Source organism: Thalassotalea litorea, from assembly GCF_043642205.1.
Taxonomy (GTDB): Bacteria; Pseudomonadota; Gammaproteobacteria; order Enterobacterales; family Alteromonadaceae; genus Thalassotalea_A; species Thalassotalea_A litorea.
Map to the genome: position 1 here is coordinate 20,980 of NZ_JBHZSG010000025.1, position 26,336 is coordinate 47,315.

29 protein-coding genes and 1 tRNA gene are annotated in these 26,336 nt (G+C 44.0%); 17 read left to right on the forward strand and 13 right to left on the reverse strand.

Features of this window, described 5'->3' with window-relative positions; genetic code table 11:
* Nucleotides 1-28: 28 nt before the first annotated feature.
* Nucleotides 29-772 (forward strand): 3-deoxy-D-manno-octulosonic acid kinase, encoded by a 744-nt coding sequence (locus ACHUFQ_RS11450; protein ID WP_394175676.1) that lies wholly within the window; start codon nt 29-31, stop codon nt 770-772.
* A 43-nt stretch (nt 773-815) separates the two neighbouring features.
* Here ACHUFQ_RS11450 and ACHUFQ_RS11455 read toward each other — a convergent pair whose 3' ends face one another.
* A complete protein-coding gene (locus ACHUFQ_RS11455; RefSeq protein WP_394175678.1) occupies nt 816-1,478 on the reverse strand; it encodes a TetR/AcrR family transcriptional regulator in 663 nt (220 codons plus the stop codon).
* Nucleotides 1,479-1,668: 190 nt separating this feature from the next.
* On the opposite strand from ACHUFQ_RS11455, the gene coaD reads away from it, so the two are divergent.
* A complete protein-coding gene (gene coaD / locus ACHUFQ_RS11460) occupies nt 1,669-2,166 on the forward strand; it encodes a pantetheine-phosphate adenylyltransferase (protein WP_394175680.1) in 498 nt (165 codons plus the stop codon).
* A gap of 66 nt (nt 2,167-2,232) precedes the next feature.
* Here coaD and mutM read toward each other — a convergent pair whose 3' ends face one another.
* From mutM to radC, 4 genes are all read right to left on the reverse strand, one after another.
* On the reverse strand, nt 2,233-3,048 hold the full coding sequence (gene mutM, locus ACHUFQ_RS11465; RefSeq protein WP_394175682.1) for a bifunctional DNA-formamidopyrimidine glycosylase/DNA-(apurinic or apyrimidinic site) lyase: 816 nt from the start codon (nt 3,046-3,048) through the stop codon (nt 2,233-2,235).
* A gap of 332 nt (nt 3,049-3,380) precedes the next feature.
* Nucleotides 3,381-3,536 carry a 50S ribosomal protein L33 gene (gene rpmG / locus ACHUFQ_RS11470; protein ID WP_136735743.1) on the reverse strand — a complete coding sequence of 52 codons (156 nt, stop codon included), beginning with the start codon at nt 3,534-3,536 and terminating at the stop codon, nt 3,381-3,383.
* Between the two features lie 11 nt (nt 3,537-3,547).
* Complete coding sequence (gene rpmB / locus ACHUFQ_RS11475; RefSeq protein ID WP_394175684.1) at nt 3,548-3,784, reverse strand: 50S ribosomal protein L28; 237 nt, start codon at nt 3,782-3,784, stop codon at nt 3,548-3,550.
* Nucleotides 3,785-4,055: 271 nt separating this feature from the next.
* Nucleotides 4,056-4,727, reverse strand: a complete 672-nt coding sequence (gene radC / locus ACHUFQ_RS11480) for a RadC family protein (protein ID WP_394175686.1) — start codon at nt 4,725-4,727, stop codon at nt 4,056-4,058.
* 149 nt (nt 4,728-4,876) lie between these two features.
* On the opposite strand from radC, the gene coaBC reads away from it, so the two are divergent.
* From coaBC to ACHUFQ_RS11495, 3 genes are read left to right on the forward strand one after another with little or no spacing between them, the layout of a single operon-like run.
* The gene (gene coaBC / locus ACHUFQ_RS11485) at nt 4,877-6,100 is read left to right on the forward strand and encodes a bifunctional phosphopantothenoylcysteine decarboxylase/phosphopantothenate--cysteine ligase CoaBC (RefSeq protein WP_394175688.1); all 1,224 of its coding nucleotides are present in this window, start codon (nt 4,877-4,879) and stop codon (nt 6,098-6,100) included.
* A gap of 44 nt (nt 6,101-6,144) precedes the next feature.
* Nucleotides 6,145-6,729: a nucleoid occlusion factor SlmA gene (gene slmA / locus ACHUFQ_RS11490; RefSeq protein ID WP_394175690.1), complete on the forward strand. Its 585-nt coding sequence runs from the start codon at nt 6,145-6,147 to the stop codon at nt 6,727-6,729.
* A 47-nt stretch (nt 6,730-6,776) separates the two neighbouring features.
* Nucleotides 6,777-8,234: an aminoacyl-histidine dipeptidase gene (locus ACHUFQ_RS11495; RefSeq protein ID WP_394175692.1), complete on the forward strand. Its 1,458-nt coding sequence runs from the start codon at nt 6,777-6,779 to the stop codon at nt 8,232-8,234.
* Nucleotides 8,235-8,239: 5 nt separating this feature from the next.
* On the opposite strand, the gene ACHUFQ_RS11500 is transcribed toward ACHUFQ_RS11495, so the two are convergent.
* Entirely contained in the window at nt 8,240-9,412 is a 1,173-nt protein-coding gene (locus ACHUFQ_RS11500) for a hypothetical protein (protein ID WP_394175694.1), read from the reverse strand.
* A gap of 95 nt (nt 9,413-9,507) precedes the next feature.
* Nucleotides 9,508-10,167, reverse strand: coding sequence for a GMP/IMP nucleotidase (yrfG, locus tag ACHUFQ_RS11505; RefSeq protein ID WP_394175696.1), 660 nt, complete (start codon nt 10,165-10,167; stop codon nt 9,508-9,510).
* A 213-nt stretch (nt 10,168-10,380) separates the two neighbouring features.
* Here yrfG and nudE point away from each other — a divergent pair, with 213 nt between their 5' ends.
* From nudE to ACHUFQ_RS11520, 3 genes are read left to right on the forward strand one after another with little or no spacing between them, the layout of a single operon-like run.
* Entirely contained in the window at nt 10,381-10,950 is a 570-nt protein-coding gene (gene nudE / locus ACHUFQ_RS11510; protein WP_394175698.1) for an ADP compounds hydrolase NudE, read from the forward strand.
* Nucleotides 10,940-11,764: a 3'(2'),5'-bisphosphate nucleotidase CysQ gene (cysQ, locus tag ACHUFQ_RS11515; RefSeq protein WP_394175700.1), complete on the forward strand. Its 825-nt coding sequence runs from the start codon at nt 10,940-10,942 to the stop codon at nt 11,762-11,764. The genes nudE and cysQ overlap by 11 nt, the downstream gene beginning before the upstream one ends.
* A 48-nt stretch (nt 11,765-11,812) precedes the next feature.
* A complete protein-coding gene (locus tag ACHUFQ_RS11520) occupies nt 11,813-12,421 on the forward strand; it encodes a YceI family protein (RefSeq protein ID WP_394175702.1) in 609 nt (202 codons plus the stop codon).
* A gap of 44 nt (nt 12,422-12,465) precedes the next feature.
* On the opposite strand, the gene ACHUFQ_RS11525 is transcribed toward ACHUFQ_RS11520, so the two are convergent.
* Nucleotides 12,466-12,705, reverse strand: a complete 240-nt coding sequence (locus ACHUFQ_RS11525; RefSeq protein WP_394175704.1) for a YheU family protein — start codon at nt 12,703-12,705, stop codon at nt 12,466-12,468.
* Between the two features lies 1 nt (nt 12,706).
* A complete protein-coding gene (locus ACHUFQ_RS11530; RefSeq protein WP_394175706.1) occupies nt 12,707-13,702 on the reverse strand; it encodes a hydrolase in 996 nt (331 codons plus the stop codon).
* A 576-nt stretch (nt 13,703-14,278) separates the two neighbouring features.
* On the opposite strand from ACHUFQ_RS11530, the gene yghU reads away from it, so the two are divergent.
* Both yghU and mmuM read left to right on the forward strand, forming a co-directional pair.
* Nucleotides 14,279-15,124, forward strand: a complete 846-nt coding sequence (gene yghU / locus ACHUFQ_RS11535; protein WP_394175707.1) for a glutathione-dependent disulfide-bond oxidoreductase — start codon at nt 14,279-14,281, stop codon at nt 15,122-15,124.
* Between the two features lie 6 nt (nt 15,125-15,130).
* Nucleotides 15,131-16,072: a homocysteine S-methyltransferase gene (mmuM, locus tag ACHUFQ_RS11540; protein WP_394175709.1), complete on the forward strand. Its 942-nt coding sequence runs from the start codon at nt 15,131-15,133 to the stop codon at nt 16,070-16,072.
* 294 nt (nt 16,073-16,366) lie between these two features.
* Here mmuM and ACHUFQ_RS11545 read toward each other — a convergent pair whose 3' ends face one another.
* Entirely contained in the window at nt 16,367-18,265 is a 1,899-nt protein-coding gene (locus tag ACHUFQ_RS11545; protein ID WP_394175711.1) for an ATP-binding cassette domain-containing protein, read from the reverse strand.
* A gap of 212 nt (nt 18,266-18,477) precedes the next feature.
* Between ACHUFQ_RS11545 and ACHUFQ_RS11550 the strand changes: the two genes are divergently transcribed.
* Nucleotides 18,478-18,672 carry a YheV family putative zinc ribbon protein gene (locus ACHUFQ_RS11550; RefSeq protein WP_394175713.1) on the forward strand — a complete coding sequence of 65 codons (195 nt, stop codon included), beginning with the start codon at nt 18,478-18,480 and terminating at the stop codon, nt 18,670-18,672.
* Between the two features lie 65 nt (nt 18,673-18,737).
* Here ACHUFQ_RS11550 and ACHUFQ_RS11555 read toward each other — a convergent pair whose 3' ends face one another.
* On the reverse strand, nt 18,738-18,968 hold the full coding sequence (locus ACHUFQ_RS11555) for a SlyX family protein (protein ID WP_394175714.1): 231 nt from the start codon (nt 18,966-18,968) through the stop codon (nt 18,738-18,740).
* Nucleotides 18,969-19,231: 263 nt separating this feature from the next.
* Between ACHUFQ_RS11555 and fkpA the strand changes: the two genes are divergently transcribed.
* Entirely contained in the window at nt 19,232-19,987 is a 756-nt protein-coding gene (gene fkpA, locus ACHUFQ_RS11560) for an FKBP-type peptidyl-prolyl cis-trans isomerase (protein ID WP_394175716.1), read from the forward strand.
* A gap of 104 nt (nt 19,988-20,091) precedes the next feature.
* Here the strand turns inward: fkpA and rsd are convergent, their stop codons facing one another.
* Together rsd and ACHUFQ_RS11570 are read right to left on the reverse strand one after the other, a co-directional pair.
* A complete protein-coding gene (rsd, locus tag ACHUFQ_RS11565) occupies nt 20,092-20,559 on the reverse strand; it encodes a sigma D regulator (RefSeq protein ID WP_394175718.1) in 468 nt (155 codons plus the stop codon).
* A gap of 204 nt (nt 20,560-20,763) precedes the next feature.
* On the reverse strand, nt 20,764-21,666 hold the full coding sequence (locus ACHUFQ_RS11570) for a S1/P1 nuclease (protein ID WP_394175720.1): 903 nt from the start codon (nt 21,664-21,666) through the stop codon (nt 20,764-20,766).
* Between the two features lie 443 nt (nt 21,667-22,109).
* Between ACHUFQ_RS11570 and hemE the strand changes: the two genes are divergently transcribed.
* The 5 genes from hemE to ACHUFQ_RS11595 all read left to right on the forward strand — a co-directional run bounded on the left by hemE (nt 22,110) and on the right by ACHUFQ_RS11595 (nt 26,334).
* Nucleotides 22,110-23,180, forward strand: coding sequence for a uroporphyrinogen decarboxylase (gene hemE, locus ACHUFQ_RS11575; protein ID WP_394175722.1), 1,071 nt, complete (start codon nt 22,110-22,112; stop codon nt 23,178-23,180).
* A gap of 166 nt (nt 23,181-23,346) precedes the next feature.
* Entirely contained in the window at nt 23,347-24,396 is a 1,050-nt protein-coding gene (gene murB, locus ACHUFQ_RS11580; protein ID WP_394175723.1) for a UDP-N-acetylmuramate dehydrogenase, read from the forward strand.
* Nucleotides 24,396-25,373, forward strand: coding sequence for a bifunctional biotin--[acetyl-CoA-carboxylase] ligase/biotin operon repressor BirA (gene birA, locus ACHUFQ_RS11585; RefSeq protein ID WP_394175725.1), 978 nt, complete (start codon nt 24,396-24,398; stop codon nt 25,371-25,373). The genes murB and birA overlap by 1 nt, the downstream gene beginning before the upstream one ends.
* On the forward strand, nt 25,370-26,098 hold the full coding sequence (locus ACHUFQ_RS11590; RefSeq protein WP_394175727.1) for a type III pantothenate kinase: 729 nt from the start codon (nt 25,370-25,372) through the stop codon (nt 26,096-26,098). The genes birA and ACHUFQ_RS11590 overlap by 4 nt, the downstream gene beginning before the upstream one ends.
* Nucleotides 26,099-26,261: 163 nt before the next feature.
* Nucleotides 26,262-26,334 (forward strand) — tRNA-Thr (locus ACHUFQ_RS11595).
* Nucleotides 26,335-26,336 lie beyond the last annotated feature (2 nt).

Consider the following 26,336-nt stretch of genomic DNA (forward strand, 5'->3'; position numbering starts at 1 on the left):
CAACGAAATAAATGAAAGGCTTATTATCTTGAACCTGCAAAGATTTGTAAAACAATCGTCGCTAAATCTTTTCCAACAAGGCCCGATTACCTGTGCCTATTATGGCAATATTTTAGTGGATTTTGAGCCGGATATGTTTTCTGGGTCATATTGGCAGGAAAAACAGGCCGTTACCGGAACAGCGACCGGCAGAGGTACGACGTATTTTGTTGCCCACAAAGACAATCAATTAGTGCTTCGCCATTATTATCGCGGTGGGCTAATTGGCAAGTTTCTCAATGATAGTTATCTGTATACCTCGGTGTTAAATACCCGCGCCGCCAGAGAATTTCAATTGCTTATGCATTTGCAATCCTTGGGCTTGCCTGCGCCGGAGCCTGTGGGTTTTAAAGTGCATCGCAAAGGCCTGAGCTACTCGGCGGATATAATCACACGGTTAATCGCCAATTCCCGGGATCTGGTGGCACAACTTGTAAAAGGGCCATTATCTCATGAGCAATGGCTGCAAATCGGGGCGACCATTTATCAATTTCATCAGCATGGCATTTTTCACCATGATCTTAATTGCCATAACATTATGTGTGATGACAATGACAACGTGTGGTTGATTGATTTTGATCAGGGCAGCGTAAAACCAGCAATGGGGACATGGTGCCAGAAAAACCTCGATCGTTTATTGCGATCGTTTCGAAAAGAGAAAAACACCCTTTCACAATTTTATTGGCAGGAAAGTGATTGGCAAGCGCTGATGCAAGGTTACCAGCGCTGTTGAGTTTAAGTAATATGTTTGCGTCTACATAAATTGGCGCAGACGTCTACGCGGTGATTGCCAATTCTGCAGCTTGTTGCTCTAATTCACGATAGTGATCACGAGCTTTCTCAAATTCTTCGCGGGCATTTTCGGTCACGTAAGGGCTAAGCAAGGCGAAAATTTTCATCAAGCCCTGATACAAAGCCGCATCATCAATGACAGGTTCGTCGTGCTGGGTTTGTAAGTAACTTAGCCAAAATGTTGTTGTGATACGCAACAAACAGGTTAAATCATCCAGCTCTTCTTCTTTAATATTCAGAATGTCCGCTTCTTTTAATGATACCAACATGCTGGATACTTTCTTGATAATTTCCCGTTGGATCTCAGAATAGCGCTTTTTTAACGATGGATTTTTGCTTAACAAAACCGGTAGATTGGAATAGAAAAAACGGAATTTTGAAATGAGCTGAAATACGATATCCATGTATCTCAAGATAGAATCTAACGGATTTTCGGTATCGGATAAACGTTGGAACTGGGAGATTAAATCATCGGCATACTCTGCGTAAATTGCAGAGATAATGTCTTCTTTATTCCGAAAATGGTAATAAAGATTGCCTGGGCTGATACCCAAATGCGCCGCAATATGATTGGTGGTAATATTACGTTCGCCTTGTTCATTGAATAACTCAATGCTGGCGTGGATGATTTTGTCTCTAGTTTTCATTCCCTATAAAATCCTGAATGATACAGCCGCTTGCTATACTCAAATATTGTACGAATTTTAACATCATACACGTTAAATCGAGCAAAAGTGAACTTTTTTGAGTATTTACTTTAAGCGCATTTGAAGATAATTTTGCTTTGCGTAAATCCACAGTTACAATGAGCCTAATATTTTTCGCTGAATCAGTATCATGAAAAACAAAGCAATCTATCCCGGTACCTTTGATCCGGTTACCAATGGCCATCTCGACCTAATTGAACGGGCAGCCGATTTATTTGAGCATGTCGTGGTTGGCGTTGCAGCATCGCCAAGTAAAAAGCCAAGATTTGAGTTAGCACAGCGGGTTGCGATGATAGAAAACATCACCAAACATCTGGATAACGTGAGTGTTGAAGGATTTAGTGGCTTGCTTGTGGATTTTGCTCAGACCGTAAATGCTAAAGTGTTGATACGAGGCTTGCGCGCGGTTTCCGATTTTGAATACGAATTTCAATTAGCCAATATGAATCGTCGTTTACTACCAGACTTGGAAAGTGTGTTTTTAACGCCAGCGGAAGAAAATTCCTTTATCTCGTCAACCTTAGTGAAAGAGGTTTCACTACACGGTGGCGACGTTAGTGGATTTGTTCATCCGCATGTCAAAGAAGCATTAGACAAAACCCTGTTTAATAAAGCTGGCAAGGTTTAACCAACCCAATCTTTAAATTAAGGGATCAGAGTTGTTGAAACACTATCAATAACTCTGACACCTTGATTATCTGGCCTGACATTTGGGACAATAAACCGTTGCTCGGCCACCCTGTTTGATTTCTTTTAAGGTTGTCTCACAAACAACACACGCTTCGCCACCACGGCCATAAACCTGTAATTCCTGTGCAAAATAGCCAGGCTTACCGTCCGATTGAGTAAAGTCTTTTAACGTGGTTCCGCCTTGTTTAATGGCTTTGGCCAGTACGTCTTTGACGATAAGGGTCAACGCATCGTAGCGCTTTCGACTGATTTTACCTGCGGGTGTTGTTGGTCGAATACCTGCCTGAAATAACGACTCGTTGGCGTATATGTTGCCGACACCAACCACGACATGATTGTTCATTAAAAAGGTTTTTATCGGTACGGTTTTATTACGGGACTTCTCATATAAATAGCCTTGAGGGAAGTTGTCTGTTAAAGGTTCTGGTCCAAGTGCACGTAATAAAGGGTGAGAGCTAACGTCCCCTTTTAGCCATAAAATGGCGCCGAAACGTCGCGGGTCGTTTAAGCGCAGCGCTTTACCTGTGGTTAAAACCAGATCAAAGTGATCGTGCTTTTTAAGGGGGAATGCCTCATCGATTACCCGAATGGTTCCGGACATGCCTAAATGTAGGAGCAAGGTGCCTTTTGCGGTTTTGAGTAGCAGATATTTGGCGCGGCGTTCAACCGCAACAATTTCTTGTCCCTGAAGCTCGTTGATATCCTCAGAAACAGGCCAGCGCATTTGGCGATTGCGGACAATGACTTTATCCACGATTTTTTTTAATACATGGGGTTCAATGCCTTGTCGGCACACTTCCACTTCGGGTAATTCAGGCATAATAAGTTAATGATTCACAATACAGTTGGATAATTGACGACTATCAGGTCGTTACTCAGTGTTTACTTGACTGTTCGTCTCAGCGTCATTGTCAGTTTGGGGTTGTTTTCTGCACCCTCTGCGGGTTGTCTATCGTTAGCGGTCACCGCTTGTTGTTTCGTCTTCAAGTCAACAGACAATAGGCGTTTTTGTGGGTATTTGTAAAGTCGTAAGCCGAGCCGAGCCTGTATTCTGGCGAAAAAAGGCGTTGGTGTAGAGGTGTTGATCGCTCGTTGAAGGCAATCAGACATAAAAAAAGCCGGTAAAAACCGGCTTTTTTATAGAAACATCAATTACTTGATTTTTGCTTCTTTATAGATCACATGCTTGCGAACTTTTGGATCAAACTTTTTGATTTCCATCTTTTCTGGCATGGTCTTTTTATTTTTGTCAGTAGTATAAAAATGACCAGTACCTGCAGATGAAACTAAACGGATTTTATCACGCATGGTTCAGTTCCTTAGATTTTCTCACCACGGGCACGGATATCTGTTAGTACAGAATCGATACCATTTTTATCGATAATACGCATACCTTTAGGGGTTACGCGTAATTTTACAAAGCGGTTTTCGCTTTCAACCCAGAAACGGTGCGTTTGTAGGTTTGGTAAAAAACGACGACGAGTAGCATTCATCGCGTGAGAGCGGTTATTACCTACCATCGGTTTTTTGCCGGTTACTTGGCAAACTTTAGACATTTGAGTCACTCCAAAAAATATTTCAGCTCGAGCTATTTTCTCCCCAGGCCGTCGCCTACGGGATCCTGAAAAAGGCCGCAGATTATACAGGCGCGATTTCTATTGATCAAGCTTTATCGCCTATAAAATAGACGTTTGTTGCTGGTGGCGCGATTATACTGATCTTTTCCCTAAAACAAAAATTAAAATCAACGCTTTTGGCAAATTATTGAGAAATTACGTTGTTTTACGCGTTAAGCGTAAATCGAATGTTAATGTGCCATAGCTAACGCTATAGATCGCCGCATTCGGCAAACGAGTATGTTAGGTGACCGGCAACAATAATATGGTCCAGTACTCGGACATCGATTAACCCCAGTGCCTGGATTAACCGCTTAGTAATCTGTTTGTCTGCAAGCGAGGGCTTGACGATGCCTGAAGGGTGGTTGTGACTCAAAATGACTGCGCAACTGCCTAATTGCAATGCCTGTTCTACGATAACCCTGGGATAGACGGTTGCGGCGTCTATGGTGCCGTAAAACAATTTTTTAAAACTGATGACCCGGTGTTGATTATCGAGAAACAACACCGCGAACACTTCATGGGGCTCTAGTTTCAAAGCGCCAATTAAGAAATGTTTGGTCTGGGTTGAACTTTGCAGCGCCTGACGTTGAGAGAGAGGTTCTTGCAACAAACGCTGGGTTAATATGAGGCAGGCTTGTAGCTGTGCATATTTGGCAATACCAGCTCCGGGGCTTTGACAAAACTGGATCGCATCGGCCGCAAATAACGCCTGTAAATTCCCAAATTGCTTTAATAGATTGTGGGCAAGGGCTAAAACATTGGTCGTGCGGCTCCCGGTTTGAAAGACTAATGCTAATAGCTCGCTATTGGTTAATGCCTGTGGGCCTAAGGTCAGCAGTTTTTCTCTGGGCCGCTCCGCATTTGGCATTTCTTTTATCATTGGATCCTTCCATGATTTATACAGATTTAACGGGTGGTTATTTATTCACCGTGTGTTGGTACTTGCTAACATCCAAGGGACAGGATTAAAATAACCTATTAATCAGGAACCTTCGGGTGTCCTTCTTTAGCTAAAATTAGCAGGTTGCAATGCAATTAACGGATAAAAACATCATCGTCGGTGTCAGTGGCGGTATCGCGGCTTACAAAAGTGCAGACTTAATTCGTCGCCTTAAAGAGCAGGGAGCCAACGTCCGGGTGGTGATGAGTGAAGGTGGCAAGGCATTTATTACGCCGTTAACCTTACAGGCCGTTTCTGGTAATCCGGTGTCCGATAGTTTGTTGGATCCGGAGGCGGAAGCCGGTATGGGCCATATTGAATTGGCCAAGTGGGCGGATTTAATCTTAATCGCCCCAGCCAGTGCCGACATTATTGCCCGCATTAATGCCGGTATGGCAAATGATTTACTCACCACCATTTGTCTGGCAACAGCGGCACCGATTGCCATTGCTCCGGCAATGAATCAGCAAATGTGGCATACCCAGATAACTCAACAAAACATTGAGTCATTGTTGAGCCGAGGTGTATTGGTCTGGGGTCCTGGTCAAGGGGAGCAAGCCTGTGGGGATGTTGGCTTTGGTCGAATGCTTGAGCCATTAGATTTATGTCAGCATTGTATCGATTATTTTGATGCCGGTGAACCTGCCGGTTATCTCGCCGGTCAAACCTGGGTAATCACCGCAGGCCCCACCCGTGAACCTATGGATCCGGTGCGCTTTATTTCCAATCATAGTTCAGGAAAAATGGGCTTTGCAATTGCTCAGGCTGCACAGCAGGCCGGCGCTAAGGTGTATTTAATCTGTGGCCCGGTAAAACTCACGACGCCATTTGGTGTGGAACGTATTGATGTTGAAACCGCGATTGAGATGCAAGAACGATCGTTGCGGTTAGCACCAGATGCTCAGGTGTTTGTCGCATGTGCCGCAGTTGCGGATTATCGCGTAGCTGAAATCGCCAACCAGAAAATCAAAAAATCTTCAGATCAATTACAGCTTATGCTGCAAAAAAATCCAGATATCGTGGCCAGTGTTGCGGCACTGGATAATGCACCATTTACCGTAGGATTTGCGGCGGAAACCGAAAATGTGGAAGAATACGCGCTGGGCAAATTGCATAAGAAAAACTTACAAATGATTTGTGCCAACAATGTTTCCGCTCCCGGCCATGGGTTTAATAGCGACACCAATGCGCTAACCTTGTTCTGGTCCGGAGGTAGTGTTGCTTTGCCACTAACGAGTAAACTGAACTTAGCTCGTCAATTGGTGGAGCAGATATTCAAAAATTTCAATAAAAGCCCCCAAAATGCATCTTAATGTTGAGATGCGCTGTGTTTAACTTAACTTAAATAAGAATAATTATGTCGGAAAACCCAAAATCGAATCGCAGACAGCAAATTCTGGAATGTCTTGCACATATGTTGGAAACTAGTCCGGGGCAAAGAATTACAACCGCAAAACTCGCCGCAGAAGTGGGTTTTTCAGAAGCGGCCTTGTATCGCCACTTCCCTTCTAAAGCAAGAATGTTTGAAGGCTTGATTGAATATATTGAAGAGTCTATCTTTTCTCGTATCAATATGATTATGAGCGAGCAAAAAGAAACATTAACCCGATGCCACCACATTATGCACGTGGTGTTAATTTTCGCTGAACGTAATCCGGGGATGTGCCGTATTCTTGCTGGTGATGCGTTGGTCGGTGAAAACGAACGGTTGCGGGCTCGGGTGCATCAGTTTTTCGAAAAGCTGGAAACCCAGTTTAAGCAAATTATTCGAGAACGAAAATTGCGTGAAGGCAAAGCGTTTAGCATTAATGAATCGGCATTGGCTAATTTATTGCTGGCATATTGCGAAGGCAAAATTAATCAATATGTACGTTCGGGTTTTGAGAAAAAACCTAGCGATAGCTTTAACGAGCAATGGCAATTTTTAATGCAGGAACGTTAATTCGTTTTTAGCAGACGTTCAGTAGTATCGACAATCTTGAGGACACCATGAAGACATTAGCGCAGTTGTCTGAGCAACCCCTTTGGCAAATTTTCGCCAACATTTGTGAAATTCCACATCCTTCAAAACATGAGCAGAAAATTTCAGCCTGGATCCAGCAATGGGCGACAGCGTTAGGCCTTGCGGTAAAAGAAGATGACGTGGGTAATTTGTTTATCAAAAAGCCGGCAACCATGGGTATGGAAGACAGACCCGGAGTGATTTTACAGGCGCATATGGATATGGTGCCGCAGAAAAATGCCGATACGGAGCATGACTTTTTAACGGACCCTATTCAGGCTTATGTTGATGGTGATTGGGTAACGGCCAAAGGTACGACTTTAGGCGCGGATAATGGCATCGGCCTGGCTTCTGCAATGGCGGTGCTGGCGAGTGATGATATTGCTCATGGGCCACTGGAATTGCTGGTGACCATTGATGAAGAAGCCGGTATGTCAGGCGCATTTGGGTTAAAAGCCGGTTGGCTTGATGGGGAAATCCTGATCAATACCGATTCTGAACAAGATGGTGAAATTTATATGGGCTGTGCTGGTGGTGTCGATGCCAGCGCAACATTTGCATTAGCCATGGAGCCAGTTCCTGAGGGATACCAGTCTTTTAACTTGTCGATTTCGGGACTTAAGGGTGGTCACTCGGGAGTCGATATTCATACCGGTCGTGCTAATGCCAATAAACTTCTGGTGCGGATGTTGAATCTGGCGGTAAGCAAGTTTGATATCCAGTTGACTGAATTAAATGGTGGCTCACTACGTAATGCGATTCCAAGGGAAGCAAACACCAGTTTGGTGATACCGACTGCCCAGGTCGATGCATTTAAATCCTTTGTTGATGAGCATCAGCAATTGCTAAAAACCAATTTGGCGATTGTGGAGCCGGATTTATCCCTGTTGTTAATATCTCCGGAAACCTTCGAGCAAATGTGGACTAAAGACTGTCAGCAAACCATTTTGCATGCCTTAAATGCCAGTCCAAATGGTGTGCTGCGTATGTCTGATGATGTTCCTGGCGTAGTAGAGACGTCGGTGAATCTAGGGGTTGTCAGAATGAAAGGCAACAAACTGGTGGTGCTTTCTCTGATCCGCAGCTTACACGATGATGGCCGCAGTCAGGTCGAAGAAATTTTATCTTCTGTGTATGGCCTGGCTGGTGTTGATGTCACATTTTCTGGTGCCTATCCCGGTTGGAAACCAAGCACCGATTCAAAAATCATGAATATCGTACGCGATGTATTTGTCGAGCGGTTTGCCTATGAACCCAAGATAATGGTGATTCATGCGGGTCTTGAATGCGGATTGTTTAAAACCGAGTACCCACATTTAGATATGGTGTCGATTGGTCCGACAATAAAATATCCACATTCTCCTGATGAGAAAGTGGATATCGCCAGCGTTAGCCGTTACTGGCAACTATTAGTGGACGTACTGGCCGCTATCCCTGCCAAATAGCAAAACTAATTGGCGTTAACATTGGTACGAAAACCGTTACGCCAATTCCTAAACCCCTGTTTGACGGATTGAAGACGACCGTTGAACAGGGTTCTATCTGCCTCACGCATTAATTTTCGACGTTCAAAATCCGCCTGGATTTTTTCCAGAGCCTTTAACAAAACCCGATCATTACTCCGTCTCGCCTGCTCGATATTTTCCTTCAGGAATTGATAATCGTGAATATCAAAAAGTTTTATTTTTGCCAGTTGCGTGCGGGTTATTTCATCCGTTAAAGGCGGAAACGTGTCGACCTTTAATGCCAGTGCTCTGAGGCTTGCCATGGTTCTTAAGCACTTTTCACATTTACCGCAGTTATAGCCATCATCATGCCAGCAAACCCGCAATATTTTTAAGCATCTGGGATCTTCTGCAATGGCACGAATTTTATCCAAACGTGAAGATTGTGCACCATCGTGAACAATCCGGGTTTGCAGATTTCCCCATAAGTGATCGCTAATATAGTTGGTACCGGACGGATAGATGTAATCGTAGCTCGACCCTGACGCAATCAGGCATTTTCGGGCCCCAACCGCTAACGCGATGCTGCTGAGACCGCCGCCACAACAAGCGCCCCATTTCACCCCAAAGTGATGCCCTAAAAAACGCACGTTCGAGGTAATGGTGTATAACGGTTTATCATATTGCTGGAGATAGTCTCGATTTACGCGTGATGTTTCAGCAAATAGCGCATCGTTGTCGAGCTGCATATCAATGCCTTTGACAAACAATAATGCGTCGATATCGTCTTTGTTGGTTAAGAACGTGTGCGAACCATCGACACCGCCAGAAAAAAAACTGACGGTTTGATCAAAGTGGCTGGGTGCCTCTACAACCGTGCCTCCATGGATGCTAATTTTGTGCAGCTTATAGCCAAGATATTGTTCCCAGCGACTAAAAATATCCTGGATTTTATTCAGGTTTGATAATAGCTCTGGGGATATTTGCCATTCATCGTCAATAACAATATCTTCGTTCAGATACATGGCGCTGAGTAAACTGGCGGCGACGAATGGGTCGGCGCAAAGACGAGGTTTAATATTTCTGGGGAAGTGATAATAGAGCTTAAAGTCATTACACCAGCCAGTTAACTGGTATCCGGACTCGGATTCACTAATGTCTAGTTTGGTAATATGCATAGGCTACGGTCTAATTCTTTTACTCTGACGACGATAGGTTTGCTGGCTTGCCAGAAGCGTTGTCAATTTGATGAGTATAAGACACGATTCGAGTTTTAGCAGATATGTGGGATAACTTCTTGATAATGCTCGATAGAATGAAACTCAGCGATAGGATTGCTGGGCAATTGACTATCAGGATTTGCGATAGCGAGTAGGTTTGCGATACCGTAGGTTTTTGCACTTTGCAAAATTGGCAGGCTGTCATCCACAAATAAGGTTCGGGCTTTATCAAATTGTAAATGCTGTTGTAACCGTTGCCATAACAGTTGCGACTCTTTGGTGACCCCAAACTGATGGGTAGAAATCAAAACATCAAAATACTTGTCCAGACCGGTTCTTTCTATTTTTAACTGCAGAGCATCTGGATGGGCATTGGTGACTAGAATAATATCTTTGTTGGCTTGTTTTAACGCTACCAGAAAATCATGAGCATCATCTCGCATCTGAATTAAATGCTGAACTTCTTTTTTTAATTCAACAATAGGAAGCTGGGTTTTTTTTGCCCAGTAATCCAAACAGTACCAGTCTATGGTTCCTGCAACTTCTTCATATCCAGAAGACAGGACTTGATGAGCATCGTCATGACTGATGTCGTGATGTTGTGCATAGCGCTGCGGCAGGTGATTTTTCCAGAAGTGATTATCGAAATGCAAATCTAGTAACGTGCCATCCATGTCCAGAAGTACGGTATCAATTTTTGACCAATCAAACATGGCATTTCCCTACAAAATACGTTTAGAGCAGTATACTATACCCATTCTTATAAGTAAGTGTGCATTCAACCAGAATCTAAATTAGCGCTTGGGTAGATTGAGTCGTTCACATATCTATCAGAATTGGTATGATATCTTCAATCTTTTCAAAGTTGTTTTCCTGAGCATAAGCCTTGGTTTAGTTAAAACGGGAAGTTAAGCCACGTATTCGTTATGGATAAATCTAAACAAAAAACATTACCTCAAATCGTTGCTTGTAAAGAAGTTGCGCGAAGCCGATTAGTCGCGGTTGAACAGCTTGATTTAAAATTTAGTAATGGGGCTGAACGCAGCTTTGAGAAAATAAAAGGCAGTGGTCAGGGCGCCGTTATGGTGGTGCCTTTGCTCGACGATGATACCTTGTTACTGATCCGCGAATATTGTGCCGGAACTCATAATTATCAGTTAGGCTTTCCAAAAGGGCTGATTGATCCCGGAGAGCAGAAACAGCAAGCTGCCAATCGAGAGCTTCAGGAAGAAGTCGGTTTTGGCGCAAATCACTGGACCCATCTGCATCAGGTTTGTATGGCACCGGCTTTTTTCAACGCGCAAATGGATATTTTTATTGCCAGAGATTTATACGAAAGTGTTTTGGAAGGTGATGAACCCGAGCCTCTGGAAGTTGTGCATTGGCGGTTGAGTGACTATAAGTCTTTATTAGCCCAACCGGATTTTACTGAAGCTCGAAGTATTGCCGCGTTATTGCTGCTCAAGGATTTTATCGAGGTACCTGATGACCGATAAATTGTTGCAAATTGCCATTGATACAGCGCTAAAAGCTGGTGAAAAGGTCATGGAAATCTACCAGCAAGGTGATTTCAGTCAGTATCAAAAAGACGATTTGAGTCCGGTGACATCAGCGGATATTGCCGCCAATCAGATAATGATTGAAGAACTTAAGCGACGCTCCCCGGATATTCCAATTATCTCTGAAGAAAGTGATGCGCAAACACTGTCGCAACGGAGCCGTTGGCAACGTTATTGGTTACTGGATCCGATTGACGGTACCGGTGAATTTATTGCCGGTAGTGGTGATTTTGCGGTAAATATTGCCCTCGTGGTTGACGGCTGGCCGGCAATTGGCGTTATCCATGCGCCATCTCACCAATATACTTATTTTGCCGAGAAAGGTCGTGGGTGCTTTAAACGCGATGCCAATGGCAAAGAGGACCGCTTGCAAGTGGCAGCGTACGATGGCAAACGATCGTTGAATATGGCAGTGAGCCGACGGCAGGCTTTGGCTAACGTCACCCAATATCTTCATGAGCATATATCGTTTGAGCATATCCCCTTTGGGAGTTGTTCCCTTAAAAGCTGTTTAATTGCTGAAGGTGTCGCGGATTTTTATATTCGCACCGGCCCCACCGGAGAGTGGGATACAGGCGCGAGTCAGGTCATTCTGGAAGAAGCCGGTGGTACGATTCTGGACAGTGAGTTTAATCCGCTAAGCTACAATAAACGAGAAAGCCTGATGAATCCCGATTTCATTGCACTTGGCAACCAAAATATCCCGTGGCGAGAGGTCGTTAAACCGTATCGGTGCCAACGAGATTATTAATCGCTGTCGAGAATGTTATTGGCGATTACGCCGATTATGGAGAAATACATGCACAATCCTATGATTACAAAAGCGACGTTACCGTTAACCATCATTGCTTCCCTGCTTTCTTTGTGTTCGCTGCCAGCGCTGGCTGGCTGGCAATCGCTTGATCATTCTTCTTCCTTAAGCTTTATCAGTATTAAGAAAAATGCTATTGCAGAAACCCATGAATTTAAAAGCTTTAACGCCAGCGTCACTGACGATGGCGAGGTTAAGGTAATAATAGATTTAAGCTCAGTTGCAACCGGTATTGATATTCGCGATACGCGTATGCAGGAAATGCTGTTTGAAACATCAAAATATTCCGAAGCGGTATTAACCGCTAAGCTTCCCAACGGTTTGCTGGCGTCTCTGGTCCCCGGGGAAATGAAACAGTTCAACATCGATGGTAAGCTGGAGTTGCATGGACAAGCGCGCATGGTAACGATTTCGTGCGCCGTGTTTATGGAAGCAAAGGATAAATTAGTCGTAACATCGACTCAGCCCACCATTATTCAGGCTGCGGAATTTTCACTCTTAGATGGAATCAAGCAGTTGACGGACATCGCCGGCTTAGATGCCATCGCCAGCGCGATACCGGTTTCTTTTGTATTGACTCTGGAAAACGATAAATAGTGCCGTAAGCGATAGCGTACGTTTTTGCTAACGTACATCTTTGCTTAGGAGGGATCCGATGCTGATTGTTGTTGAAACTGCTCGGCGAGCATAATGTTAACCGTTTCATAAGCTTCAGAAAAAACAATAACTAACCGTCCGGATGTTAATTGCTCCTGAATCTGCAACACTTTTTGTTGATGGGAGCATTCCTGCAAGCCGTAGTCCGTCCCTTCGCGAAGAATAAATTCGTCAATGATGGCGAGCAAGGTATCCTGTTGCAGTTGTTCTACTGGAATGATCATGTCAGTCAATGTCCTTAGCAATGTCATTAAAGTGTGCGCCAATATGATCTAACACGCGTTCTTCCAGCCAATACATAGGCTTAAATGGATTCGTACCAGCGATAAAACCAACGTGCCCACCATATTTACTGATCTCAAAGGTGATGTGAGGATTGCTAATGTCCATTGCCATAATATGATCGTTACAAAGAAAAGGATCGTCTTGTGCATGCAGTATTAACGTTGGACGATTTATTTTATCTAAGACAAAAATCCCACTGGCTTGTTCATAATAATCATTGGCATCTTTAAAGTCATTTAAGGGGGCTGTGACTTTCTGATCAAAATCGTATAGAGACGTAATTGCCTTTAACTCATCATGATCGATGTGTTTGATGAGCTTCATTGCAACTTTCTCAGAGGTGCTGTCTTTGAGCATATCGACCAGGTATTTTTGATAAACCTTGGAGAAACCTTTATTAATTTGTTGCGCACAGCTGGCTAAATGCAAGGGCGCACAGATAACAACGGCACTTGTATAAATTGCTGCATTATCTTCTGCTAAATATTTGGCAAGTACGTTACCACCAAGAGAAAACCCCAGGATACCGAATTGACGATGCGAAAATCTTTGTTTCAATAACTGCGTCAGAAAATGCACGTCGTCGGTTGCACCTGAGTGATAGGATTGCGCATGCCGGTTGGGACGACCGCTACACCCGCGAAAATGCATCAGCAGGCCAACCCATCCACGCTGCGCAATGGCATTCATCATGCCTTTGGCATAATGACTGTCGATAGAACCTTCCAAGCCATGCAGAACCAAAACAATCGGTTTTTCCGGTGATGCTTGCGGTTCTTCTGTCCATACGAGATCCAAAAAGTCGCCGTCGCTCAATTCCAGGGTTTCTTCAACAACCTGTATTGATTCATTTTTTCTTAATATTTTTGCCGCCATGGTTTGCAGGTGACGGTTTTTTAGCCACCAGGCGGGTTTGAAATTACTGGATTTACTCATGAATGCCTTAATTTTTGACCGCGGAAATTATAAACCGATTGATGGAAAGCTCCAGTGTTTTGATGGTTTTTCGCTCGCGAAACCCACTGGTCGGAGTTGAATGTATACGGTAATGCTAATCCTGAGTCGCTATTGAGAAAGGCCAATATACTATTTTGTTTTACTTGTGGGTGTTATTACCAGTGTTTTGACTGACAAATTTGATGACGACTCTGGTTCTGGAAAGGAATTTGTCGGCATCTATCTAAACGGATTTAGTGTTGCTTGGTATAGCGTGAGCCTAGTCGCCTAAGCCCTAAACGTGAACCTGTAGTCATCAGAAAATATGTATTTACTCATCGCATTTGAACTGAGGTAATTGCAATAGCAGTAAAAAGGCATAGGATAGGCAGAGAAACCAATCGATGTTTTTTCGATAGTGAATCAATCGCTATTTTGTAATGTTGCGTATATCAATGCGCGATATTTTTGGCCAGCTGAGCTGGAATTGAATGAGCTCGATTAAGGTCTTGTTAGCCAAACCAGTGGGCGATACCCATATTAATGAACAATGATAACGATCAGAATGAGTATGTTATGAGTGAAAACGTTTACGAACCACCAAAAGTCTGGACCTGGGATACTGCCAGTGGCGGTAAGTTTGCCAACATAAACCGGCCAATTGCTGGCGCTACCCATAAAAAGGATTTGCCTGTGGGCAAGCATCCATTTCAGCTTTATTCCCTAGCGACACCTAATGGTGTGAAAGTAACCATCATGTTTGAAGAGTTACTGGCTAAAGGCATTGCTGAGGCAGAGTACGACGCCCATTTGACCGACATTGGCGAAGGTGAGCAGTTTAGCTCTGGCTTTGTTGACGTTAATCCGAATTCGAAAATTCCGGCATTGTTAGATAAAAGTGGTGATAAGGATGTTCCAATTTTTGAATCTGGTGCAATATTAATGCATCTGGCAGAAAAGTTTGATGAGTTTCTCCCAAGCGAAGGTTCAGCGCGAGCAGAATGTCTGTCCTGGTTATTCTGGCAGGTTGGAAGCGGACCATTTTTAGGAGGTGGCTTTGGTCACTTTTATGCCTATGCGCCAGAGAAATTTGAGTACCCAATTAATCGCTTTGCTATGGAAGCAAAACGTCAGCTTAGTGTGCTAGATATTCATCTGGCTGAAAATACCTATATGTGTGGCGATGATTATACCATTGCCGATATGGCGATCTGGCCTTGGTATGGGGCTTTAGTCTTGGGACGTTTGTACGATGCCGCAGAGTTTTTATCGGTACATGAATACAAAAACGTGCAGCGCTGGGCAAACGCGATTGATGAAAGACCTGCGGTGATCCGCGGCCGTAAAGTGAATCGCACCTGGGGCGAAGAGCATGAGCAGTTGCGTGAGCGACACGATGGTTCTGACTTAGACAGGAAATAAGGGCAGATGCAAAGCAAGCGAATAGAGGCACTAAAACACAGCCTAGACAATGGCCGGGTTTTGCTGATTGATGGTGGTCTCGCAACTCAATTGGAACATCAAGGGCATGATTTAAATCATCCCATGTGGTCTGCCAAGCTATTGCTCGAAGACCCAGATGCGATCATTAATGCGCATTTGGCCTATCTACGTGCCGGGGCGCAATGCATTATTACCAGCAGTTACCAGGCTTCTGTCGCGGGTTTTGAAACGCTTGGATTATCAAAAGAGAAAGCGATAGACGCACTTAAGTTGTCGGTAACATTGGCAAAAAAAGCCGTTGATTCGTATGTCGAGGAAAGTAGTACTGCATCGCGGCCTTTTGTTGCAGCGAGTATCGGTCCTTACGGGGCTTACCTTGCCGATGGTTCAGAATATCGAGGCAATTATGGGGTGAGTGATGAAACATTATATAAATTCCATTCTCAAAGGATGTCGCTATTAGCGCAAGCGGGCGCTGATTTTTTTGCGTGCGAGACGATACCTTCTATTCAGGAGGCAAAGGTGATTGCAACATTACTTACCGAGAATAACCAACCAGGTTGGATCAGCTTTTCCTGTCAAAATCTGTCGCAGATTTGCGAGGGTTCCTTGTTTACCGATGCGATTGTCTCGGTTGAAAATTGCGCCGAGATTATTGCTGTTGGGATTAATTGTACCGCCCCTGAATATGTCGAATCGTTACTGAAACGCGGTCAACAGGTTACTCGAAAACCGCTATTAGTTTATCCAAATTCCGGGGAATGTTATCACCCAGATAGCAAAACCTGGGATGGAAATGCCGACCCTCAGAGTAGTGCAACATCTGCCTTACGCTGGGTTAATGCCGGTGCCAGTATTATTGGTGGGTGTTGTCGAATGGGCCCGGATCATATTAAGGCGATGTCTGAGGCGCTGAAAGATCGCTAAAATAAGATCGCAGGGTTCAGGACTCTGGCTTCATTTTTTAAGGAAAACAGCAGGTCATGTATTATATCTGCTGCTCTTACCTGAAACAGTGTAGAATTTACCGAAACGTATCCACTTATCCTTTTCTGAAGGTTTTGCAAAAAATCACGGTTTGGATTACGAGAGTCTATTGCAAATGACGGATGACGGTGCAAGTTAACGATTATGACAGAGATGTCATCATCGCAATTCATTACCAAACTGTACCTATACACAGAGCAAGGCAATAGGTTAATGCCTTGCTCTGCCTGTGAGTTACTCGTCAATAATGTCTTCAATTTTTTCTAACAGTTCCATCCACTCTTCTTCGGCGGTTTCAATGTTTGGCTTAAGTTTGCCCTGCTCTTGCAGCAGCTCAGCAAGACGGTCTTTGTTGTTGGCATCATAGGTCTCGCTTAACGCCAGTTCCTGTTCAATGGTATCTAGTTGCGTTTGCCAACTTTCAATTTGTTGCTCTAACTTATTGGCCTTTTTCTTTAGAGGCGCTGCTTTTTTGCGAAGCTCAGCCTGTTGTCGGCGCTGTTCTTTTTTATCCACCTTGGGAAGCTCTTTGTCGATTTTACCAAGTTGTTTTGCGGCTTTCTTATCCTCATCAAGCCAACGCTGATAATCATCGATGTCGCCACTGAAGGGTTCAACTTTACCGTTACCAACCAGATAAAATTCATCGACACAGGATTCCAATAAGAACCTATCGTGAGCAATTAGTATTATCGCACCGTCAAATTCCTGTAGCGCCATGACTAACGCTTGACGCATTTCGATATCCAGGTGGTTGGTTGGTTCATCGAGTAGCAATAGCTGAGGTTTTTGCAAGACTATCAGAGCAAGGACCAATCGCGCTTTTTCGCCACCAGACATGGTATTGATTTGCCCTAACGCCTGATCGCCACTAAAACCAAAGCGACCAAGGTGATTACGGCCCTCCAGATCGGTCATTTCAGGGTGCGCCAGTAACAACTGGTTTAACGGTGTTGAATCTAACGATAATTGTTCTAACTGGTGCTGCGAAAAATAGCCTATCGTCAGTTCCTGCGCACAAAACCGAGTGCCACTGTTGAGGTTTAGTTCACCGGCCAGGGATTTGATTAAGGTAGATTTACCAGCACCGTTACGACCTAGAAGACCTATTCGAGATCCTGGCACCAGATTGATTTTCACATCTTCTAATATGGTATTTTCATGGCCGTAGCCACAGTCACTGTGCTCCAGCGTCAGTAAAGGATAAGGCATGTAATCGGGATTGATAAAGCGGAACTGAAATTGGCTGTCCACGTGCGCGGGCATTAAATCGGGTAATTTTTGCAATCGTTTTAAACGACTTTGTGCTTGTTTCGCTTTACTGGCTTTGGCCCGGAATCGATCAACAAATGATGTTAGGTGTTTCACTTCCCGTTGCTGTTTTTGATACATGGCTTCTTGCTGGGCAAGTTGCTCGGCTCGCTGACGTTCAAAACTGGTGTAATTGCCACTGTATAAACGGGCTTTACGATGTTCAATATGCAGAGTTTGGCTGATAACGTTATCAAGGAAATCACGGTCATGGGAAATCAGTACTAAGGTACCGGTATAGCGTTTTAACCAGCGTTGTAGCCATAAAACCGCATCTAAATCTAAATGGTTTGTTGGCTCATCAAGCAACATCAAATCGGCTCGACTGATCAGTGCCTGGGCGAGGTTTAAACGCATACGCCATCCCCCAGAAAAGCTACTGACGGCATCTTGCAATTGTTCCTGCATAAAACCCAGACCATTGAGTAATTCACCGGCCCGAGCCTCCAGGCTATATCCCTGAATGACATCGATGTGATTTAGGATCTCCGCTTCGCGACTGCCATCATTCTGCGCGCGCGCGAATTCCAATTGTTGTTCCAAAGAGCGATATTCGGTGTCTCCGTCGATCACGTAGGAGAGTGCGGATTGCGATAATGCCGGAGTTTCTTGTTTTACCGTGGCAATCTGCCAGCCACCGGGCATTTCTAAAATACCCTGATCGATCCCAAGGTTACCGGTTAACGCCGCAAAAAAAGACGATTTTCCACAACCATTTGCGCCAACTAATCCAACCTTATGTCCGGGATGGATGCGAAAACTGGCATCTTCAAACAGAGGGTTGACGCCACGGGCGAGAGTAAGATTACTGGCATTGATCAAGAGGAACGTCCTTTATGGTGAAAAATTTAAGCTGTGCTGGCATCGGCGTTAATAACATTGGCGCATCTAACGTTGCTCGAATCTGCCATTGAAGCGTTCGCACGCTTGGTATCAGGTATGTTAAATTCCCGCTGAATACGGTTCTGTGTATCGTAATTGCTATAAATTGCGAGTAAAATAACATTTTTGAGCAGTTTACCTTTGAATGTTAAATGAAGAAACGATTTATTGCCGGCGCAGTATGCCCAAAATGTAAAAGTCTGGATACGATGGCACTCACGAAACACGATGGTGTTGAACAGGTCACTTGTGTCAGCTGTGGTATGCAAATGACCCAACCAGAAGAGCAAGTGGCTGCTGATGTTCGGCAACAAGAGCAGGTTATCGGGGTCTTTAAGCCAGAATAATGGTAGGCAAAAATGCTTTGGTGTTATGTTGCTGACTCAAAGCATTTTGGTTCATAAGCACCTGGTTAATAATGCGGAGGAGGCGCTTCATCTTCCTGACGTCCAACAACAGACGTATTCATATCACGCACTTTTTGTCCAATTAAGTGCAATTGTTCATTCAATTCTTTTATTTGTTGTTGATGCACACTAATTTCATTATTGAGTTGTTCAATAACATCGTCTTGAAACGCTAATCGCGTTTCAAGGGTGTCGAGCCTTTGGCGCAATTGCGCTATATCTTCTGTCGTGGTCATGGATAAACTCTAATAGGGAGAAATTTCTATGGGGTATTATCGCTAAAGATAATGTCGCAAACAACTTAGACTCAACTATATTAAGTATTTTGTCCCCTTGGTTTGAAACAGTAGTTTTCAGTGGTAAACAATCGGTTATTCGCCAGGGCTTTCATATTTGGATGTTTAAGGCTAGTATTATGAGCCTTTAATACCCGGATAATAACAATAAACTGAAAATATTGGGGGGGTCTCCGATATGCGGTTTCTTTTTGGAGAAAGATATGAAACAACTATTCAAACCTACGCTGGTAGCCGTTGCTGTTTTGGCAATGATGGGCTGTCAGGAAAAAGAACAAAAAGCTGAACAAGCGACAAAGTTAGAAACTCCGGAGCAAAAGCAAGCTTATGCCATTGGGTCTTCTATGGGTGGCTATTTAAGCAAAACCCTTAAAGAGCAGAAAGATTATGGTTTTGATCTGGATAGAGAATTAATCATTCAGGGTTTGAGTGAAAGTCTTGCGGGTAAAAGCCAACTTACTCAAGAAGAAGTTGAACAGACTCTGATGGCATTCGAACAGGAAGTTCGTGCTAAGCAAGAAGAAATGGCGAAAGCCGATGCTGAGAAAAACCTTACTGAAGGTCAGGCATTTATGGCTGAAAACGCGAAAGTTGAAGGCGTAGAAGTGACTGAGTCTGGTTTACAATATCAGGTTCTGACAGAAGGTGAAGGTGAAAAGCCAAGCGCTACAGATACCGTACAAGTTCACTACAAAGGTACGTTGATCAACGGTGAAGAGTTCGATAGTTCATACAGTCGTGGCGAACCAATTGAATTCCCATTAAACCGCGTAATTAAAGGTTGGACAGAAGGTGTTCAATTGATGAATGTCGGTTCGAAATACAAGTTTGTTATTCCTTCAGACTTAGCTTACGGCGCAAATGGTACCGGTCCAATTCCTGCAAATTCAACCTTAGTTTTTGAAGTGGAATTATTGGATATCGTTAAGCCTGAAGCGACTGAAGAATCTGATAAGTAAAACAGATGAAATTAAATCTATACGTTTGATTTAGGTTTAAAGGAAAAAGGTTTAAATGGAAAAGCCCGTAGCTATCAAGCTACGGGCTTTTTTTTATAAGCGATTTAAGCGCTGGTTTTATACAACGCTTCAATCAGTTGATCTTCTAGATCAAAACGTTCTTCCAGAAATTGACCGAGTGCAGAAAGGCTGGCGTCAAAACCTTCCAATTCGCTGTCCTCACCTAAGTCAGCATATTTGTCATTAAAGGTAAGGGCGATGTCGGTGGAACGTGCGATTTGTGGGTAAACACGTTGTGCCAGGGCGAGGCTGTGTGGACCATTTTCTTTGCATTTACGAACAATTTGATCGAAAACTTCAAAGTGACCCGCAGATATGTAATCTACCAGAACCTGACAGAAGGCTTGAATATCCGAACTTTTCGGCAAAGCACGGTCGGCTTTATCAAAAGGTGGGAGGCCAGCTAATCGACAATAATTTACTAATACATCTTGTCGTTCAGTTAACCAATTATCGATGGCGTTTGATGAGCCACCCCATTGTTGTTGTGCTTGTTCCAGACGTGTTAGCATTTTTCCCTCCGACTTCAAAAAAATCGTAATGGTGAGTGAAATATCACTGAATACTACCAGAAAATGCAACAAATTATTAACATTTGCGTTGCCGAAGACGTTTATAATCATGAACGTTTTTTCTGATCTTCAGTAACTGTTTATTTTTAATTGTAAAAATAAGTATAGATGCTATTTCTCAAAAGCAACTGAAAAAAATTTAACTTAAATTGTCGCTGCCAGATACGCCTTTAAGCGCAAGGCCGCGAGCAGAATTTGTTGTTTTAATCGGTGTTTATTGTTGCGGATATACAGTGGGTTGTAATGGATTGCTGTTGCAGATGAGTGACACCAGGGGCCGGTTTGATAATGACAGTACTGCACATCAGGGTGTCTTGATATTGACAAAGACTCGTTGGCCCAACCTACGACCAGCTCAAGTGTTAATGCAGGGTTTGATAGGTTTGATTGGTTAACGCGGGTTTTCTGATAGTCAATGAAACTTTTCTGCCATTGTTGCGACGTTAATCCTATATCGTTGACCAGGCACGTATCCCAGATTTGATGAAGGTTTGAACATTGCCCACTGTTATCAATGACCTGCGTAGTGTTGCCACCGCGATCCGATTGAAAGCTCACGTGCAGGGGTTGGTGTATATCGGCAATCCAGTGGCTGATAAACAGCAACGCCTGGAGGCGGTCTTTTGCGTCGGGTTTTTGTCGCCAGTGCTGATCATGGGTGATGATGGCCTGAACAATGCAGCCGCGCGGGCAATTAACGTTGGCAATTTTGCTGCTATCGCGTTGGACATTCAGATAATGCCAGGGTGAAAACTCGTTGTAGTCTTCAATATCGCGAATGGCATCAGCCCAAACACTTGCATCGGCAAAGACCAAACTCGTGTCTTTATCCCGATGCAATGCTCGATTTATCCGCCGTTTATCTTTAGCCGGGATTTGCGCTACCCAGGCCATCAAGGACCGTTGTTGTGGCGGAGGAAGGTTATCAAAAGCCAGTTGGCACACAATTTGATGACCAGATTGCCCGAGCGCATAGCTGATATTGCCACTAAAAAGGCAACTGAATAAGACAAAACAAGCAAAGAAAGTACGGCAAGTGGGTTTCATTAGATGACTTTAACGATGGTTATTCGGGCTTTATCTGGATTTTAGCAAGTAATCAGGGAAAGTGGTTTTTCACAGAAAAAATCGTTCGATTAATGAGGAAGATACCCCAGAAAATAAAAAGGCCTTATCAAAAGATAAGGCCGGAAATGCTCGCTGTATGGTCTAGTTAAAACTAGCTTCTTATTAGTTATTCTGTAAAGCGTGTGAAATTTATAACAAAGCTATATTGTCAGCGCAACACTTTTTTACAATTATTTTTTGAACGAATTCTAGCTTTAACTGTACGAAAAACCTCGTTTGTCGGTGAGTTGTGTCTAAATTTAATACTCACAAAATAGCCAATATATTGATATGAAAAGAAAGTCTTTGATTCCTCGAATAGGTCATAGTATCCATCGACAACTTTGGGTAAAATGGCCGCAACTTTTTTCGTGGATACCAAGATGACTGAACTAAAGAACGACAATTATCTTCGAGCTTTGCTAAAGCAACCTGTAGATTACACCCCGATTTGGATGATGCGCCAGGCGGGAAGATATTTACCTGAATACAAAGCCACCCGAAAAGATGCGGGTGATTTTATGGCGCTGTGCCGTAATACCGAATTGGCCACGGAAGTAACACTGCAACCGTTGCGTCGCTACCCGTTAGATGCTGCGATCCTGTTTAGTGATATTTTGACGATCCCTGATGCGATGGGATTAGGATTGTATTTTGAAACAGGAGAAGGACCGAAGTTTGAACGTCCCATCACCTGTAAAGCCGACGTCGATAAAATTGGTCATCCGGATCCTGAAGGCGAGTTGCAATACGTCATGAATGCCGTGCGTTCAATCCGAAAAGCTCTCAATGGCGATGTGCCGCTTATCGGTTTTTCTGGTAGCCCGTGGACCTTAGCCACATACATGGTGGAAGGCGGCAGCTCAAAAGCATTTACCAAAATTAAAAAAATGATGTTTGCTGAGCCTCAGACCCTGCATTTATTGTTGGACAAGCTAGCAGACTCTGTTATCAGCTATTTGAATGCACAAATTGCTGCCGGCGCTCAGTCGGTTATGGTATTTGATACCTGGGGCGGCGTATTGTCTCCTGCCATGTACAAAGAGTTTTCATTGCAATACATGCACAAGATCGTCGATGGTTTGACTCGTGAAAATGAAGGCAGAAAAGTACCCGTGACGCTATTCACCAAGAATGGCGGCATGTGGTTAGAATCGATCGCGGCAACCGGCTGTGATGCTTTAGGCCTCGACTGGACAATTAATATCGAAGATGCGAAAGCACGTGTGGGTGATAAAGTGGCCTTGCAAGGCAACATGGACCCGTCGATGTTGTATGCACCCAAAGAGAGAATTGAACAGGAAGTCGCGTCAATTCTGGCCGGCTATGGACATGACAACACGGGTCATGTGTTTAACCTGGGGCATGGTATTCATCCTGATGTGAATCCGGAGCATGCGGGTTACTTTATTGATGCGGTTCATCGTCTCAGCAAGCCTTATCATCAGAAGTAATCAAAATTGAAACGTGCTTCACTTGGCGACAAAGGTTTGCAAGTGAAGCGCTATTTACCATCTCCTCCCTGCAGCTATTTCAGGTTTTAATAAACACGAATTAAGGTTTCACCCTCAAAGGTTCTGGTTTATCATTCCTAGTAAGATTCATTGATAAGCGCTTTTAATGGTTTTACACAAATCAGCTTCACAAAATTCGGCTTCACATCCATTCTCTTTGCAGTCGTTAAGTACTTTTGCACTTCCTGCCTTTGCCCACAACCTGTTGCATCTGCAACAAGCAGAACAGCTAACAGAGATTGATTTCGGCCATCTCGGAGAGTTCTATATTCTCGGTGGCGGCAGTAACAGTATTTTTTTAGAGGACTATGCAGGGACGATTATTCAGCCAGATTTCAAAGGCATTAGTATTAGTGAACAGGCGAAAAGTTGGCAGTTGCATATTGCTGCCGGCGAAAACTGGCATCGGTTGGTTTGTTTCTGCCTGGAGAATAACATGCCAGGTCTCGAAAACCTTGCTTTGATCCCAGGTAACTGCGGTGCCGCTCCGATTCAAAATATTGGCGCTTATGGCGTTGAACTGGCTAATTTTTGCGATTACGTCGATTGGTTTGAGATCGCAACGGGAAAAATTAAACGTCTTCATCGCAGTGATTGTGGTTTCGGTTATCGCGATAGCATTTTTAAAGGTGCGTTGAAAGGTAAAGGCATTATTACCGGCATCGGACTTCTTTTGCCGAAACAATGGCAACCTAACTTGTCTTATCCGGGCTTACGTGAACTGGACAATCCTACTCCCCAGCAAGTATTTGATACCGTTGTTGCAATCCGGCAAAGCAAGCTTCCCGATCCAGATGATATTCCTAATGTTGGCAGTTTTTTTAAAAATCCAGTGGTGGAACAAAGCACCTTTAGTGGGATTAAGGCGGCTTACCCAGCAATACCGGCATTTGAGCAAACAGACGGCAGGATCAAACTGGCAGCTGGTTGGCTCATCGATCAATGTGGGTTAAAGGGGACAAAAATAGGTGGCGCTGCGGTACATCATCGTCAGGCTTTAGTACTAACCAATATTGACCAATGTAGTGGCGTAGATCTGATTTCCCTGGCAAAGCTTGTTCAGGCAAAGGTAAAAGATAAATTTGCGGTTGATTTGGAACCCGAAGTTCGATTAATTGCTGCGTGTGGGGAAACCAAACTGGAAAACCTGGGTTAATGGGTAAGGTCGTACGCGAAGAGTTGATACGACGATTAGCCAGTGGCGATTTCGTTTCTGGTCAGGTTCTGGCTGATGCCCTCGGTGTCAGTCGTACCGCAATTTCTAAAAATATTCAGACATTGACGGAGATGGGACTCGATATTTTTAAAGTGCACGGTAAAGGTTATCGTTTAGCCGAACCTATTCATTTGCTGCAGGCGAATGTGATTCAGCAACATCTACTATCATTTGGTGCCAACAATCCCGTTGAAGTACATACCATCATTGATTCAACCAATTCTTATCTTTTACGACGTCTGCCAAATCAGGTTGTCAATGGTCAGGCCTGTGTCGCTGAATATCAATCGGCTGGACGCGGACGCCGAGGTAAAAACTGGGTGTCACCATTCGCCTCGCATTTATATTTGTCAATGTATCATCCGTTAGAGCAAGGATTGTCCGCGGCTATGGGGCTTTCTGTGGTGATTGGATTGGCTGTGGCTGATGCGCTGGAAGCTGCTTATGCAATCGATGTGCAGTTAAAATGGCCCAATGATATATATGTCGAAGGCAAAAAACTGGCAGGAATTTTAGTTGAACTGGAAGGGCAACCGACCGAATCCGGACACAGTGTGATAGGGCTGGGGTTGAATATTCAAATGCCCAAGGCACAGGGGGATGCCATTGATCAGCCCTGGACGGATTTATCGCAGCACACCGATATATTGATTGACCGAAATCTATTGGTTGCCAAGCTTATCTCTCAATTCAATCACCGCCTTATACAGCATCACCAATATGGGCTGGCACCAATGCTAGTAGATTGGCAAAGACGCGATATATTTATAAACCAAGCGGTGGAAATCTTTAGTGGCGGCCAGACGAGTCGCGGGATTTGTCGGGGGATTAATGCCAATGGTGCATTGTTGATAGAGATTAATGGAAAAGTTAAACCAATATATGGTGGTGAAGTCAGTTTAAGGAGGCAACGTTGATCGTACTTGTAGACGTAGGAAATTCAAGAATCAAGCTTTGTCAGCTTGGTGATACTGGCTCGGTTAGCTTGTCACCGGTGAAATCGTTTGCCGAAAATGAAGCGCTGAAGTTTATTAGTATCCAGCACCCTAACAAAGTCATCGTTTCAGCGGTTTCAAATGAGGAATTTTGCCATAGCCTGCAGCAACTTTGTGAACGCGAGCATATAGAGTTTAAGCGTCTAATGACTGCCAATTGTACTGCCGATGTGGCATTTGGCTATGAAAAGCCACAGCAATTGGGGGTTGATCGTTGGATGGCCATTATTGGCGCAAGTCAGATCGTTACAGGGCAGAATCTGTTAGTGGTTGATGCCGGTACGGCAACGACGATTGATTTGCTTAGCGCCGACAACAAGCATCTGGGCGGCTGGATTACCCCGGGGATAGAGATGATGATCTCATCATTGTACGCCAATACCGCACAAGTCGAAGGGGTGTTTTCTACGCCCGACAATCTGCTTTTTGCAGATAATACCAGTGATAATGTGAACCACGGCTGCTGGGCGATGACCGTAGCTACCATTGAATTTGCACAATTGCAGGCGCAACTGCTGACTATTGATATAAACGCTATGCTAATCACCGGGGGCAATGGCAAAGCGTTAATGCCGTATTTGGGTGAAAAAGCGCGTTACCATGAGAACCTCATTTTTGTCGGAATGAGCCAATTCACGAATAGTTAACCCCCTGTCTCTGGTGAAATTGGGGTAGTTACCGCTCTTATTAATGTTTTGCTTACATATCCGCGTAAAAAAACAGCAAACAATCAAAAAGCCACACTTTTTTTTGTTTTAGCTATTGCATGGTGTAAAACATTGCTCTAGAATTCGCTCCACTTAATGCAGTGCCGACTTAGCTCAGTTGGTAGAGCAACTGACTTGTAATCAGTAGGTCGCCAGTTCGACTCCGGCAGTCGGCACC

Coding starts and splice junctions, on each gene's coding strand:
- ACHUFQ_RS11455 (WP_394175678.1), bottom strand. CDS start 1,478: ATGAAAACTAGAGACAAAATCATCCACGCCAGCATTGAGTTATTCAAT.
- coaD (WP_394175680.1), top strand. CDS start 1,669: ATGAAAAACAAAGCAATCTATCCCGGTACCTTTGATCCGGTTACCAAT.
- mutM (WP_394175682.1), bottom strand. CDS start 3,048: ATGCCTGAATTACCCGAAGTGGAAGTGTGCCGACAAGGCATTGAACCC.
- rpmG (WP_136735743.1), bottom strand. CDS start 3,536: ATGCGTGATAAAATCCGTTTAGTTTCATCTGCAGGTACTGGTCATTTT.
- rpmB (WP_394175684.1), bottom strand. CDS start 3,784: ATGTCTAAAGTTTGCCAAGTAACCGGCAAAAAACCGATGGTAGGTAAT.
- radC (WP_394175686.1), bottom strand. CDS start 4,727: ATGATAAAAGAAATGCCAAATGCGGAGCGGCCCAGAGAAAAACTGCTG.
- coaBC (WP_394175688.1), top strand. CDS start 4,877: ATGCAATTAACGGATAAAAACATCATCGTCGGTGTCAGTGGCGGTATC.
- slmA (WP_394175690.1), top strand. CDS start 6,145: ATGTCGGAAAACCCAAAATCGAATCGCAGACAGCAAATTCTGGAATGT.
- ACHUFQ_RS11495 (WP_394175692.1), top strand. CDS start 6,777: ATGAAGACATTAGCGCAGTTGTCTGAGCAACCCCTTTGGCAAATTTTC.
- ACHUFQ_RS11500 (WP_394175694.1), bottom strand. CDS start 9,412: ATGCATATTACCAAACTAGACATTAGTGAATCCGAGTCCGGATACCAG.
- yrfG (WP_394175696.1), bottom strand. CDS start 10,167: ATGTTTGATTGGTCAAAAATTGATACCGTACTTCTGGACATGGATGGC.
- nudE (WP_394175698.1), top strand. CDS start 10,381: ATGGATAAATCTAAACAAAAAACATTACCTCAAATCGTTGCTTGTAAA.
- cysQ (WP_394175700.1), top strand. CDS start 10,940: ATGACCGATAAATTGTTGCAAATTGCCATTGATACAGCGCTAAAAGCT.
- ACHUFQ_RS11520 (WP_394175702.1), top strand. CDS start 11,813: ATGCACAATCCTATGATTACAAAAGCGACGTTACCGTTAACCATCATT.
- ACHUFQ_RS11525 (WP_394175704.1), bottom strand. CDS start 12,705: ATGATCATTCCAGTAGAACAACTGCAACAGGATACCTTGCTCGCCATC.
- ACHUFQ_RS11530 (WP_394175706.1), bottom strand. CDS start 13,702: ATGAGTAAATCCAGTAATTTCAAACCCGCCTGGTGGCTAAAAAACCGT.
- yghU (WP_394175707.1), top strand. CDS start 14,279: ATGAGTGAAAACGTTTACGAACCACCAAAAGTCTGGACCTGGGATACT.
- mmuM (WP_394175709.1), top strand. CDS start 15,131: ATGCAAAGCAAGCGAATAGAGGCACTAAAACACAGCCTAGACAATGGC.
- ACHUFQ_RS11550 (WP_394175713.1), top strand. CDS start 18,478: ATGAAGAAACGATTTATTGCCGGCGCAGTATGCCCAAAATGTAAAAGT.
- ACHUFQ_RS11555 (WP_394175714.1), bottom strand. CDS start 18,968: ATGACCACGACAGAAGATATAGCGCAATTGCGCCAAAGGCTCGACACC.
- fkpA (WP_394175716.1), top strand. CDS start 19,232: ATGAAACAACTATTCAAACCTACGCTGGTAGCCGTTGCTGTTTTGGCA.
- rsd (WP_394175718.1), bottom strand. CDS start 20,559: ATGCTAACACGTCTGGAACAAGCACAACAACAATGGGGTGGCTCATCA.
- ACHUFQ_RS11570 (WP_394175720.1), bottom strand. CDS start 21,666: ATGAAACCCACTTGCCGTACTTTCTTTGCTTGTTTTGTCTTATTCAGT.
- hemE (WP_394175722.1), top strand. CDS start 22,110: ATGACTGAACTAAAGAACGACAATTATCTTCGAGCTTTGCTAAAGCAA.
- murB (WP_394175723.1), top strand. CDS start 23,347: ATGGTTTTACACAAATCAGCTTCACAAAATTCGGCTTCACATCCATTC.
- birA (WP_394175725.1), top strand. CDS start 24,396: ATGGGTAAGGTCGTACGCGAAGAGTTGATACGACGATTAGCCAGTGGC.